The organism is Bosea sp. RAC05 (genome assembly GCF_001713455.1).
Taxonomy (GTDB): domain Bacteria; phylum Pseudomonadota; class Alphaproteobacteria; order Rhizobiales; family Beijerinckiaceae; genus Allobosea.
Genome location: NZ_CP016463.1, coordinates 301999 through 314765 on the forward strand (window position 1 = coordinate 301999; position 12767 = coordinate 314765).

Below are 12767 nucleotides of genomic sequence, written 5' to 3' on the forward strand. Positions count from 1 at the left end.
CTTATGACCGAAGAAGCTGGCATTTTCGGGAGAAAAGAAAGGAAAAATCTTATACGCGAAATCAGAGTTCTGGCCGAAGCTCTGGCTTTGATTGCAAGGGCGAAAAGGGAATTTGAAGAAAACAGCGATATCGCTCATGGCATATTACAGATTGCCGTAGCTCGCATGGATCAATTCGTGTCCACATACGCGGACTGCGACTGCTTCTGTGATTTGCTATATCATGTAAGATCTGAAAATGATTCGATGATTTTAACAATGCAGGATGGGTATTAGGTGGGTTTCGATAGCTTGGTAGCGGGCTTTACAAACGGAAACACCAGCCTGGCCTTCAGCCCCTTTGGTTTGGCGTCAAGAAGGATCAGCCGCCCGCCGTGCTGCTCGGCAATCGTCTTCACGATCGAGAGGCCCAGTCCAAAGCTACTCCCATCGATCGGCCGTGCTTTGTCGCCCCTCATGAAGGGCTCCATCATGAGCTCCTTCTCGGAATCAGGAATGCCAGGCCCGTCATCATCGACATCGACCAGAACCTGACTGAATTTCAACTGCAGGGAGACAGTGGCACGGGTTCCATATTTGACGGCATTGCCGACGAGGTTGGTCACGGCCCTCTCGATGCGCACCGGATCCGCCTCGACGATCAGGTGCGCGGGGCCCTGGTAGCTGACGGTATGGTTCATGTCGGTGAACTGATCGACGACGGTGGACAGCACGGTCGCGATGTCCACCGCAGATAGGTTCCGGACGCCGCGTCCATCGACAAGGAAGCGCAGTGTCGCCTCTGTCATGGCCGCCATCTGGTCAATGTCGCGAGACATATCGTCTCGCAGCTTGGCGTCTTCGATGAACTCGGCCCGCAGCCGCAATCGGGTGAGGGGTGTCAGCAGGTCATGCGACACAGCACCCAGCATGCGTTGACGCTCGTTGACGAGGCTGCGAATGCGAGCTGATGCGGCGTTCAGAGCCTGGGTTGCTCGGCGAATTTCACGGGGGCCCACGACCTGCAGATCGATCGGATCGAGGGTGAGTGAGAAATCATTGGCGACCGCCTCGAACCGCTTGAGCGGCACGCGGATGTTGCGTCGCATCCACCAGATCAGGAGCGGCAGGACGACGAACGCATAAAATAGCCCCCGCACGAGCGCGTCATAGGCTCGCTCCTGCGGAGGAGGCCGGCAAGGCACGGTCGCAGCAATGAATCGGCCGTCATCCAGGCGCACCAGGACGCGTCCATCCGGGGCCTCGGCTTCGACCGGCAGCAAGACGGGATGCTGCTTCCCGAGCACACTCGTGATCGCCCAGACGTGCATGCTGGAGGCGCTGGGGACGCTGACCCTGGTGTCGGATGGGAGTAATTTCACATCAGCATTCGGGAATGCCTGCCTCATGGCAGTCAGATGCGCCGGCCGACTGCTCTCAGGCAGGGCGTTGTAGATGCGAACGGCGTACGCAAATCCGTCTGAGCGGGGTGAATCGCAGCGTCGCGCCATGCCGGAACGGACGACATAGGTGTCGACCGCGATAAGCGCCTGGAACGCCGCTTCACTCAGAACCAGGAAGATCACGATCTGCATGGCGATGCTTGGTCGCCGCAGAAGGCGTCTCATCATTTTGTCGTCACCTCCGGCGTGAAAATGTACCCCTCGCCGCGCATCGTTTTGATCATCAGCGGCTCCTTTGCGTCGATCTCGATCTTCTGCCGGATCCTGCTGATGAGAATGTCGATCGACCGTTCGTATGGCCCAGCCTGCCGACCCTTGGTTAGGTCGAGCAGTCCGTCGCGCGTGATGACCCGCCGCGGTCGCTCCACGAGGACGCGCAGGAGATCGAACTCAGCGCTGGTCAGGCCGACAATGGCCCCTTGTGGGTCGCTGAGTTGCCTCAACCCCAGATCCATCTCGAAGCCCTCAAACACGAGCACGCGCCCAGCGCTTTTCGTTACGGCCTGAACGAGGGTCTCCCGACGCAGGTTTGCTCTGACGCGAGCCAGCAGCTCGCGCGGATTGAAGGGCTTGGTGAGATAGTCGTCCGCGCCCATCTCCAAGCCGACGATCCGGTCAATCTCATCGATCTTGGCCGAAACGATGATGATGGGGATGGGAGAAGACGCCCGCACGCGACGGCAAATGGAGATGCCATCCTCTCCAGGGAGCATGATGTCGAGCACCAGGAGATCGAATTGATCTTCGGCAAAAGCCCGGTCCATCGCAACGCCGTCGGTGACCACCGTGACGGTCATCCCATTGGTCGACAGATAGCGCGACATCAGCGAGCTGATCTCGTTGTCGTCCTCGACGATCAGGAGGTTTGGGGTGACCTGTGACATTCGTGCGGGCCGGCCTGTGTCTGAAGCATGACGGCCCAATCTCAGGATCCGTGCGCGGAGCCTTTTGACTCATCGCCCTCACGAAGGCCACCCCTGATAGGCAAGCGTAGCGGCGGCCCGAGGCGTCAGATACAATATGTTACAAACTCGTCCGATCCAGACAAACCGGAGATACAACGAGGCACTAGAAGGGAGAGGTGACCAACGCCCCCTGCCGCGAGTCTCCTGCCAGACTCTCGCGGATGCTTTAAAAATCCAGGCGCCGGCCGGAGCCTGGAGATCGCTAGCGCGGTGCCGAATGGCCCAGACGCATTGCGACCTCGTCCATTTCCCTTCCGAGCTTTTGATGCTCGGAAAGCGTGGTTGGCGTATCACTGCCATCCAGAGCCGAGCCCAAGAGGGTTTTGGGCTTCCATTTCTTTTTGCGTTTGACCGCCTCAGGCGCAAACCGCGGAAGCGTCACGTATCGCTTCTGGCGCTTCTGCTGCCCCGTGATGGCGCTGGCGACGATGTCTGACGCATCTGTCGGATCGAGGCCCTGGACCCTGATCCAGGCGAACAGCCCGTCGATGGCGAGACGAAGCTTGGCGGGATCTTGGCCGGGGTCCAGAGGCTCGCCGCTCAAAGAAGCGCTGCCTGCCTTGTCGACCGCCTCGATCGCCTGCTGCAGCGCCAGCAGCTTCTCGGGGATCAACGCATTCTCGATACCAAATCGAACACACCGCGGGCCTGGCTCGCCGGTCGCCTTGAGTTGAAGGGCGCGAGCGCTTTCAAGAAGCGCGCTGAGTTCGGGTCGCATTGGCCAAATCGCTCAAGGAAAAAGGATCGCGAGAGATATGCTCTCGCGATCCTTTGAAATTCTCAAGCGTTTCGCAAAGGCCGTTGCCCCTCGAAGCGACCTCTCAGGCCGTTGCAGAAACAGATTTGACCGCAGAGACAGGGGCGGTGACGCTCTGCTTCTTGAACCCGAAAACCGAGTAAACGACAGGGCCGATCTTGGGACGGATGATCGAGAGCTCCAGCCCCTGGAACGAGTTCTTCGACTTGGCACGAAGGTCTTCGATGATGTCTTCCGGCGACATGCCGAGCGGGACAGCGCCCTCTACATAGCTGCGCATGGATGCTTCCAGCGGGGCCAGCAGTTCGGCCTCGTAATCGCTCAGGCCAACAATGGCCAAGCGGAAAATGACCTGGTCCGCTTCGGCGGCAGCCAAGAAACCTGGTTCGTCGTACGCCATTCTGGGGTGTGACCTTCCGCCTGCCCGGATGAGCAGTTTCCTGCTGCTCGATCCTCCGATCCATGACACGACCGTCATGGAAATGTCTATAGATTTAGAAGTTTCCAAACGCGCCGATTTTGGTTTCCCCGGCGAGGTGCCGAAAAGCCACAACCTGACGTTTGTCCACCTCCCGGAGGAGGCTGCCACCCCCATCCGGTCTCTCTCTTTTAGCCATGGGGTTAACCCCTGGCCTAGCCCCAAATTCGCCGTACTCGGGAGCCGGTTGGAACTTGGTAAACTTTGATCAACTCCCACCAGGCCCGCTTTCGAATGTCAGCTTAAGACACTCGAAACCGCGTTTCGGCGACAGAACGGAACATGAACAAAATCCTGTCCACCGTCAAGGCATCCGGATTTTATTCCTGCCAAAGCGTGACACACTCAACCGCAATCGACCTCTGCCAGGCTTCTGGCAGAGGTCGATGAAAGTCGGCATTGTTTTTTGACAGGTGAGCCGGTCAGGCGCCTGCGACTTCATCCTCGTCGGCCGAGTTCGTATCGAGAAGGCTCGATAGGAAGTCGGTGATGAAGCCGGTTTCGGTCCCGTCGCCCTGAGCCAGTGAGGGAGCCGGATCGATCGCGCGCTCCACGGCGTAGGCCGCGGCGTCGATGGCCTCGCGGTTTTCTCGGGTGTCGGTTTCCGGAACCGGCCCACTGCCTGTCGCATGGAAGACCTTTTCCTCGACTTCCTCCCTCGTGACCTTGGTCGGGTCGAAGTCGAGATCCGAAAGCATGCGCATGACGGCATCGTTGGCGACCATCTCGTCGGTCGCGGTTGCCGTGCGACCAGCAATGTCCGTCCGGTGATCGAGGTCGGTGCGCATCAGCACCGGCCGGGCCTGCGGCATCTGGATGTCAGCTGGGATGAACTGACCGATGTCCTCATCGTCATCAGGCGGCACGAAATCGTTGTCCATCAAATCGGCCGGCGGAACATCGGATGGTGGGCGCCACGCGATCGGCTGGCCAGGCCGCGAGGGAGGCGGCACGCGCTTGTTGGCGGCAGCGTCGGCGATCGCAGCCTGCCACCCGGCCTTGTCTGCATTGCTGGACGGCGGGATCATATCCTCGTCGTCGAGATCCTCCGGCAACATCATCCGCCCGCTGGTCGCTGCGCTGATGGCATCGGGCGGGATGTCGGCGCGCTGCACGGCGATCGGCCGCCCGGCTGCAGCCAGGGCAGACTTGCTGGCGACCGCCGCACCTGCGAGAGCCGCGCCGTTGCTCATCACGGCGCGAGCGACGTGGAAGACTGCCGCAGACGCAGCCTCGGCGAGGGACTGCTTGGGCCGACGGGTCCGGTAGTCGTCAAAGGCCATCGCTGCCATTGCGATCTCGTCGCCGGCCTCAGCGCGCGCCAAGATCTGACCTTTGGCACTCACGGCCTCGCGCGCCATCGCGGCGGCGAACCCCGGATCCAGAAGACGCTCCAGCACATCGGGCATGCGGTCGACATGCTCGACGTCGTCCAGCGAGGGCTTCTCGACCTGGATGAAGTGGTTTGGCTTGATCCGGTGCTTCTCGGCGTCGAAAGAGGTCGAAGGCGAGGCATAAAAGCCCCTGGCGCGTACGACCAGGCTCTTGAAGGTGATGTGCATCTCACCTTCGCTCTGGTCGGCGAGATCGCGGAAATTGATGACGTCGCCCTGTTCGAGCCCGGCTTCGGTCTGGTCACGGTAGAGCTGCCCGCCGATCTCGCCGACTTCGCCCTGGTAGCCGCGCAGCTGCGTCCGGATCGCCTTGCCGCCGCGCTTGGTCGCGAGCTCGGCCGTCTTATCCGGGTCTTCCGTCCGCATATAGATCTTGATGTTGGTGTTGCCGATGATCGAGTCGGCTTCCTTATCGGCCAGGCGCTTCATCGCGGAGATGTCCTGCGATGCATAGACCATCGAAAAGCCCAGGCTTCGGGCCTGGGCGGCCATCAGCGCCATGCCTTCAACGGTGTAGTAGCCAACCTCGTCAAGGATCACCAGGAACGGGCTAGGAGCGTTCGTGACACGAACCTTGACGACCTTGTTCCAGGAACCCTCGATCTCCGAGCCGAGCGTGCCGCCCATCATGCCCTTGAGGTTCGCCACGACGATCTTGCCGAGGTTTGCGATTTCGTCGCCCGCCTTTTCCAGAGCCGGGAGCATGATGACGAGGATGCGGCGGTTGAGGACGACATCGTGCATGTCGACTTCGCCGAACGGAGTCGAGAAAATGTGGCCGTAGACGTCGGCCAGCGAGCCCATGATCCTGGTGAACTGCATCTCCAGGTAGCCGTGCTGATCGAGCGTCGTCTGCGCCTGCTTGTATTCCTTCTCCTCCACATAGCCGGGCAGAGAGGTCAGGTAGCTCTGCAGCGACTTGCGGATGTGGCCTGGAAGGTCAGGGTTCTTCTTGACGCTGGCGAGGTCGATAATGCGCTTGAGGTTGAGATAGTCGCGGATCGTGCCGACGTTCAGATCGACAACGTTCTGGTCTCGAAGATAGGTCAGGGCGCGCATCACACCGGTGAACATCGCCGTGGCACGACCCTTCCACATGCCACCATCGCCACCCGCGTCATCCATGAGCGAGACGACCATCTGGGTCAGCGAATCCGACGCGCCCGTTGAGAACGGATTCAGGGAGTTCGACATCATGCCCCAGCCGCCGGCGCCGATGTCGCGGTTTCCGGTCATGAAGTTCAGCACGAGGACATCATCTTCGCGGCCAAATCGGCGAGCGAGCATGTAGAGCTTGGCAAATAGCGAGACGTCACCCTTGCCGTCGCAGAACAGACAGCCCGATGACCACGTCAGCGCGTTCGCGACGAAGCCGATGAGCGTTTCGGTTTTACCGGCGCCCGTCGTGCCCAGGACCAGGAAATGCTGGCGGCAATCGTCGTTGGTCAACCACGCCTGTCGGCCAGTGACCAGATCGGTTCCCAGGTAGAAGATGCCTTCGCCGTTTTTGAGTTTGCCGCGGCGTTTTGGGTCCGGATCTGGATTGCGAGGGTCGGGCTGTGCAGCGACGATCGGCATTTTGAGCGGCATGTCGTGGCGCCGCGCCACTGCCCACCAAGTGACGAAACCGGACAAGATCAACATGATGTCGGCGATAGCCGGTGCATAGAACCCGGCGCCCGCGAGGGAGCCGACGAACAATGCCGCGTTCTGCGGATTGCTCAGCCAGATCAGGAATCGCTTGGTACGAGGAGTCGTATCCCGCTGGATAAACTCCTCGTTGATCTCCTGCGCCTGCGTGATGCCACGCGTTTTGCGGTTGTTCGACATTGGCGATCCTGAGTCCGTTCGAAAGGATTAAACTACGGAATCAGATGACATTCAAATGGGGTAACGAGACCAGATGGATTGCATCGAGAATTTGATTGAATGTCGAAGGATCAGAAGTTACCGATCCTTCGCCTCCGTACGACTCGTGAGGCCGATTCGGAGAGTGACAATGTCAGCGAACCAAGACCAGCAGGCGGCTTCCCCGCGCATCGAGCAGCGCACCTTCGGCTTCGGCGCCGGCCCGCGCGCGCGCCGCAAGATACCCACCGGTGGGCGCAGCAACCAGGACCTCATCGACGAGTACTTGGCCAACAACAAGGTCACCAAGTGCCCGACGCGTTTCGCTGACGGGGCTGTTCGTACGAGCGGCTCTTACGATTTCTGAAACGGCCTGGGCCATGCTTGCCCAGGCATGGCCCCCACCGCTCCCTCCTCAAGAAGCCGCGCCAGCCATCCAGGCGATGTCGTCGGGTCTCGGATCACCCCGGACGACACGAGTCAGCCCGGCCCTGTCCGTAAAGACGGCCGTTGGGGTCGAAAACGCCCTGAAAGTCGCCTCCCAAAGCCATCTTCCGATCTTCAGATCGAGAATGTCGTCCTGCTTGCGAATGATGGCGTCCAGATGGGAATCGATCTGCCGCGGGAGTGATCCCTTCAACGATCGTTCGACAAGCTCACCCTGAAGCGTCGCTCGGTCACGGTTTGCCAGGACCCTGGCCACAGACGATCGCCCTTCAGCTGTCTGACCGGAGAACGGGATCCAGCGCCAGCGGCACTGGCCGAGCAGCTCTGCAGCGACATCGAAGATCGCGAGCGAGTGCCCGCAATCGGGCGAGATGATCACCTGGACAAGACCGCCCGCTCCTTCCTCGACAGCTTCAAGCTCTGCAAGCATGTCAACGAGCTCCCGGCGCCCGACAAGTCCGACCCGAGCCTGAGCCGGCGGTCCAAGCAGCGATGCTGCCAGACCCGTCAGAACCGCGCGCCTCCCATGATCCACCGAATCATTCCTTCCAGTCATGGCTTCGGCGCGCTGCAACGTAGACAGTACGGCCTATACGAATCGGACATCGATCCATGCTCAAGTTCATTCTGCTGGCCCTATCCATGGTTTGTCTATCCGGCCCGCAGGCTTCTGCCGTTGAGCCTGCCGCGCCCTGGCCTGATGCGGCAAGATCGCGCCCGCTGCCGCGACCATCATGGGTGCTGGTCGTGCCGGCGAGGCGGTTACCTTCAGGCGCTCTGTCGATCTGGGACAGGACTGACAGCTGGGCTCGCATGTGGCGAGCGCCCGCAACCATCGACGGGCTGCGTTTCGTACCGGTGTTTGGCGACGACCAGGACAAGCGCTCGATCACGGCCGAGGCCATCGACGGCATGATCGTCGACAGCCTCGACATCGTCATGCGCAAATACGGCGCGCCGGCGATTGCGCTGGCAGTCACCGATGGAAATTCAGTCGCGCTCGCAGGCTGGGTGCCAGGCTGGTCGGCTTCCTGGGAACCATCGGAATACATCTCCGACCCATCCGAAACCAGGAAAAGGGCTCTGTCGACGCTTTCGTCGATGTTCCGGTCGACTGGTCAGGCACGCTCGCCTGTCCGAGAGACGACACGCGTCAATGCGGGCGACATCGAAATCGAGGCTTACCGAACAGGGAACAACGGAGAGACCGAGTACCGGCTGGTCCTTCTTCCGGCACCAGGTGGGACGGCAGAGGACGCGCGGTCGACGCTTGAGCAGTTGCCGGGGCTCGTGACCTTGTCGGCCGAGCCGTACGCCGAGGGTCTGCGACTGGTCGTCTCCAAAGCGCAGGGCCGCATCGAGGCCGAGCTCAGAGCGCTGGGTTTTTCGGTGCGCTGAAGATGAGGCAGATCCGCATCACTCAAACAACCGACGTCCTCTGCGCAGATAGCTGGCTCACACTCCAGGGCAGCTGAGCGCGATTGCATCCCCATCGTCGAAATCCAGGGGCTCGCGGACCCAGGACATCTCCTCGATGCTCTCATATGCCTGGAGCGCCTCCATCGCCTGAGTGCCGCCAAAGTCATGGAAGCGCCAGAAGAACCCGTCTGCCTCCACGATCATCTCGTCCTCACGTTCGGAGACCGTGTCGGATTCGCGATGATGGGTTCCGACATAACCATAGGCCTCGCAGGGGCGCCCGCCAGGCAACATGCCAGGCCCGATGACTTCCACCTTCTGCGGGTCGACGAAGTAGGTCGGCATGCGATCATAATCCGGCACTACCCGGTCACCATATCCGTCCTTGTAGGGTCGCCGCATGGTGACGGAGATCGGATACTCTCCCTTGTGGTTCAGCCTCGTCACGACGCCGATCGAGCCAGGAACAGGGTAAGCTCGATCGTTGCTCTCCTGGATGATCCCGAGGCTGTTCACATGCGAGGGGACATCAGTGAACCGAACCACTGTTCCCAGAGGGAGGAACATGCTCAGGGGCTCGCTTTCCAAGCGCGCGATCTTCGACCGCAGATGCCGTTCATGATCGCTGAACGCGGCGAGAGTCTCCCCGGATGGACCGGTGAGGTCGTCGATATAGCCCTGGGTTTCCATCCTTTGTGAATCGTCAACGGCGCTATCCCGCATCCGGGTATAGCGGTCGATGCGATCCTGATGATCCCGCTGCTTTGCTTCGACTTTCGCCAGCACCCTTTTCATGTCGCTGACGAGATCGCGCGCCGCGAGGGCGACAGGCAAAGGAACGCCTTCTGCGGCCGCCGCCTCAGACGATACGGGCTCAGGGTTGTGGGCTGTCAGGATCGGGTCCTTGGTGGGATCCAGTCCGAGCGCACGGTTCAGTTTCGCGATGTGAGCAAGAGCTGCTGCAAATTGAGCTTCGGTCGGCGCCATCTGGGATCATCCTGTGCGGTCAGACTTGGGTCGGTGATCCCAATGATGGTCAACTCCGACCGCGAAAGTCGGAAACGGCAAAAGGGCCCGCGGCGGAGACCACGAGCCCTTCATGAACAGACTTCGGATCAGCGCAGGCCGATGCCCTGGGATGCCTCGAGGCGGTTCTCGTACTTGGCGATGGCATCCGAGATATCGATGCCCGAGCCGAGCCGCTCGAATTCGCCTGAGGAGATCTTCACGCGACCGTTGTCGATCTCGATCACGGCGCCTGAGGCATAGTCGGCCTTGAAGCCCCATGCCTTGCCCACACCGGACTTGACCGCCACGGCCTCGATCTTCAGGACGCCGTCGTCGGCTTCCTTGTAGATCGCACCATCGCCGCCGACCGACCAGCCCGCCTCATCTCGCGCCAGGGTGACCAGAGCCGCGCTGCGCACATTGCGCGCGCGTGCGTCGTCGAAGGTCACGTCGCCACCGACCTTCACGAAGCCGAATGAATCGCCGATCTGCTCGGCCCAGGCATTCGCGAATGTGCCGGATTCGAGGGCGCGGCTCATGAGCGACAGTTCAGGATCGATGTCCTTGTAGACCTCGGAGAACCCGACGCCGAAGAGGTCCGCCATGTTCACGTTGACCGCCTTCATGTACTCCGCCTTTTCCGGGTTGACCTGACGACCCATGCCTTCTCTCCGCTCCTCGGCGTGATGCCTCATGGTCAGGATGGATCGGGTCGTTGAAAGCCACAAACGACATTCTTCAAAAAAAATCGCTCAGTTGGAAAGCGCCTCATCGGTCGATGCGAGTGGCTTCCTCGCCAAAATCAGGCGTGACACAATGATCGCGAGCAACGGAAGGGCGAACAATGCCAATCGGCGATCTTTCGAACGAGCAGCTGAACAACCTGGAGAACAACTACCTCAAGGCGAAAAAGACGGAAGGGGCGATCTATTCGCTCAGCGAGGTCAGAATTGAAAAGCTGCGTCGCATGCCGAACCCGTTTGGAGTGCGCGAATCGACGGCCAAGATCATCGAACTCGCTCAGGCTTCCCCTGATGGGCTGACGACCTATGGCGAGCTATGGAATGCCTTTCGCCCAAATGACCCATGGAAGGGCAATGCGAGCGGACGGATCATGAGCCAAGCGCTCGGCCGGGTGGCCGCGTACTGCATCGACAACAAGTTGCCCATCATCACCACCCTGGTCGTACGCTCCAACAGTAAGAAGCTCGCTGCCGAGGCCATCGACCACATCTTCGAATTCGCGCAAGGCCTGGGCGTCGACACGGGGTCAGACCCGAATGCCTTCATCGCTGAGCAGACCGAAGGCGCGCGCAAGCTCACGAAAGAGAATTTGCCTCCTGCGTGAAGCTGCAGACCTCAGTTTTCCTGGGGCACGTAGGCGGGCGAAGCATCTCGCGCTTCGATCTCGGCCAGCGTGGAGTTGCGTAGTCCGAGCGCTTCGACCGGATCCACCTTGGGGCGCGCGGGCTCGTGAGCAACCATCCGCTCAAGCGGCTGGCGAAGCCCGGGCGGAAGGGCTTTCACGATCCGCTCGGCGTTAATCTCCCAGGGCTCGCGCGAGGGATCGGTAAAGGCGTCCGGCCGCGGTCGTTCGCACGCCATCTCGATGGCGGCAGAAACGCGCGGATCCAGCAGCTCGGCAGGCGAGCGCGCCAGCCAGGCACGTCCCTTCGCCGTCAGCCGCATCCGATCGTCGATCAGGTTGCGGCTCATGAAGCGTTCGATGTGCTTGCCCCAGGTCGAGGGCCGGCCGAGATTGGCCTCGACAGCCATTTCGAGGATGACGGCATCGGCACGTCGTTCCTGGAGTTCGGATTTCGGCCAGCTGTTCTGGCCCGGATACCGAGGCCCGCTCTCGCGTCTCCAGTTCAGCGATGCGACAGCCTGGGCCACCGCGGGCGAGAACCCATGGCTCGTCAGGAACGGGATGAGACCAGCGGCAACCGCTGTCTCCTCAATGTAGGTTTGACCGCTCTTGACCAGGTCGCGGGCGATCAGTGCGCGGACGCCCTCGGCGTGACCGAGCTGGGCTGGTGGGCTGTTGAGATCCACCTTGCCGATCGGATGAGGGGAGTCGTGAACCCCTTCAGGCGCTTTGGACGCGATCTTGGTTGGATCGGTGTTGTAGCCGGCCTTGCGGAGAAGCTCAGCGACGCGGGCAGCGCTGGCTGTGGACATGCCTCGCGAGCCGGCCCGAGGGTACGACAGGCGCCCAACCTCATAGAGGTTCTGCATCGCATCAGAGGCTTCGAGAGGCGACATGTCGAGTTGGTCGACGGCTCGCACCATGCAGTCACCGGTGTGACCCGGCGGCGGGCAGATCGTGCGCTGGGATCCGATGGCCAGCATCGGAAACTGCAACGCGACAAGGCGGCGCCCAACAGATTCGTCGAAGGGGGCCGTACAAGGCGCCTCTGCCATCCAGGGCCGCCCCCCATCCTTCGAGGGCGCGACGAGCTGCATCTTGAAGACCGAGGGCTTGGCTTTGTCGAGGAGGCCCAGGAGAGCAGTGCCAACCCGCCCGACGGAAAGATCGGGCCGGGAGAAGCCCGCCCCGATCATGCGATCGATGATAGCGCGCGTTCGACCGGCTACGGCATCAGCCTTGCTGACCGGTACTGCGGCGTTGATGGCCTCCTTGACGGAGACGTCGTCGAGCGCCCTGAGGCGCACGCGCAGCGGATTGGGATGAATATCCCGAATGACCTCTGCAACGTCCCATGCGATCACGTCGCCTTCAGCGTCGGCATCGGTCGCGATGATGACGTTGTCGGCGATCTGCGCTTCGGCTCTCAGACGCTGGATGATGCCCGCATCTCCGACGCGGGCGAACTCCCGCATCTGAACGTCGATGCCGACAGTCTCAAGCGACTTCGGCATCTGGAAGAAGTGGCCTTTGGTGGCCTGGACCTTCGCGCTGAAACCAAGCCTTGCGAGCAGGTTTTCGAGCGTGCGCGCCTTCATCGGCGCCTCGATGACGAACAGGTCCAAGTCCAAGCGCTCCCG

The 12767-nt window shown here is 61.1% G+C and carries 13 protein-coding genes; 4 read left to right on the forward strand and 9 right to left on the reverse strand.

The genetic code is table 11. The features are described 5' to 3' along the window. The first annotated feature begins 3 nt into the window (after positions 1-3). Positions 4-276 carry a hypothetical protein gene (locus BSY19_RS27300; RefSeq protein WP_150129378.1) on the forward strand — a complete coding sequence of 91 codons (273 nt, stop codon included), beginning with the start codon at positions 4-6 and terminating at the stop codon, positions 274-276. Here the strand turns inward: BSY19_RS27300 and BSY19_RS01450 are convergent. The 5 genes from BSY19_RS01450 to BSY19_RS01470 form a co-directional block, all read right to left on the reverse strand. Further along, positions 273-1574: a sensor histidine kinase gene (locus BSY19_RS01450; RefSeq protein WP_171905057.1), complete on the reverse strand. Its 1302-nt coding sequence runs from the start codon at positions 1572-1574 to the stop codon at positions 273-275. The two genes, BSY19_RS27300 and BSY19_RS01450, sit on opposite strands and share 4 nt — an antisense overlap. A 32-nt stretch (positions 1575-1606) precedes the next feature. Next, complete coding sequence (locus BSY19_RS01455; protein WP_069052537.1) at positions 1607-2326, reverse strand: response regulator; 720 nt, start codon at positions 2324-2326, stop codon at positions 1607-1609. Between the two features lie 283 nt (positions 2327-2609). Continuing rightward, the gene (locus BSY19_RS01460; protein WP_150129379.1) at positions 2610-3125 is read right to left on the reverse strand and encodes a hypothetical protein; all 516 of its coding nucleotides are present in this window, start codon (positions 3123-3125) and stop codon (positions 2610-2612) included. A gap of 103 nt (positions 3126-3228) precedes the next feature. Continuing rightward, the gene (locus BSY19_RS01465) at positions 3229-3564 is read right to left on the reverse strand and encodes a hypothetical protein (protein ID WP_069052539.1); all 336 of its coding nucleotides are present in this window, start codon (positions 3562-3564) and stop codon (positions 3229-3231) included. A 500-nt stretch (positions 3565-4064) separates the two neighbouring features. Then, complete coding sequence (locus tag BSY19_RS01470) at positions 4065-6866, reverse strand: TraM recognition domain-containing protein (RefSeq protein ID WP_069052540.1); 2802 nt, start codon at positions 6864-6866, stop codon at positions 4065-4067. 169 nt (positions 6867-7035) lie between these two features. Here BSY19_RS01470 and BSY19_RS01475 point away from each other — a divergent pair, with 169 nt between their 5' ends. After that, positions 7036-7251: a hypothetical protein gene (locus tag BSY19_RS01475; protein ID WP_069052541.1), complete on the forward strand. Its 216-nt coding sequence runs from the start codon at positions 7036-7038 to the stop codon at positions 7249-7251. A 48-nt stretch (positions 7252-7299) separates the two neighbouring features. On the opposite strand, the gene BSY19_RS01480 is transcribed toward BSY19_RS01475, so the two are convergent. After that, positions 7300-7761, reverse strand: a complete 462-nt coding sequence (locus BSY19_RS01480) for a thioredoxin domain-containing protein (protein ID WP_069052542.1) — start codon at positions 7759-7761, stop codon at positions 7300-7302. Between the two features lie 182 nt (positions 7762-7943). Here BSY19_RS01480 and BSY19_RS01485 point away from each other — a divergent pair, with 182 nt between their 5' ends. After that, positions 7944-8729 carry a hypothetical protein gene (locus BSY19_RS01485; RefSeq protein WP_150129380.1) on the forward strand — a complete coding sequence of 262 codons (786 nt, stop codon included), beginning with the start codon at positions 7944-7946 and terminating at the stop codon, positions 8727-8729. Positions 8730-8786: 57 nt separating this feature from the next. Here BSY19_RS01485 and BSY19_RS01490 read toward each other — a convergent pair whose 3' ends face one another. Together BSY19_RS01490 and BSY19_RS01495 are read right to left on the reverse strand one after the other, a co-directional pair. Beyond that, positions 8787-9737, reverse strand: a complete 951-nt coding sequence (locus tag BSY19_RS01490; protein WP_069052544.1) for a hypothetical protein — start codon at positions 9735-9737, stop codon at positions 8787-8789. Positions 9738-9865: 128 nt separating this feature from the next. Beyond that, the gene (locus BSY19_RS01495) at positions 9866-10420 is read right to left on the reverse strand and encodes a hypothetical protein (protein ID WP_069052545.1); all 555 of its coding nucleotides are present in this window, start codon (positions 10418-10420) and stop codon (positions 9866-9868) included. Between the two features lie 182 nt (positions 10421-10602). On the opposite strand from BSY19_RS01495, the gene BSY19_RS01500 reads away from it, so the two are divergent. After that, positions 10603-11106 carry a hypothetical protein gene (locus tag BSY19_RS01500; RefSeq protein WP_069052546.1) on the forward strand — a complete coding sequence of 168 codons (504 nt, stop codon included), beginning with the start codon at positions 10603-10605 and terminating at the stop codon, positions 11104-11106. A gap of 11 nt (positions 11107-11117) precedes the next feature. Here the strand turns inward: BSY19_RS01500 and BSY19_RS01505 are convergent, their stop codons facing one another. Continuing rightward, positions 11118-12752, reverse strand: coding sequence for a toprim domain-containing protein (locus BSY19_RS01505; protein ID WP_069052547.1), 1635 nt, complete (start codon positions 12750-12752; stop codon positions 11118-11120). Positions 12753-12767: the final 15 nt, after the last annotated feature.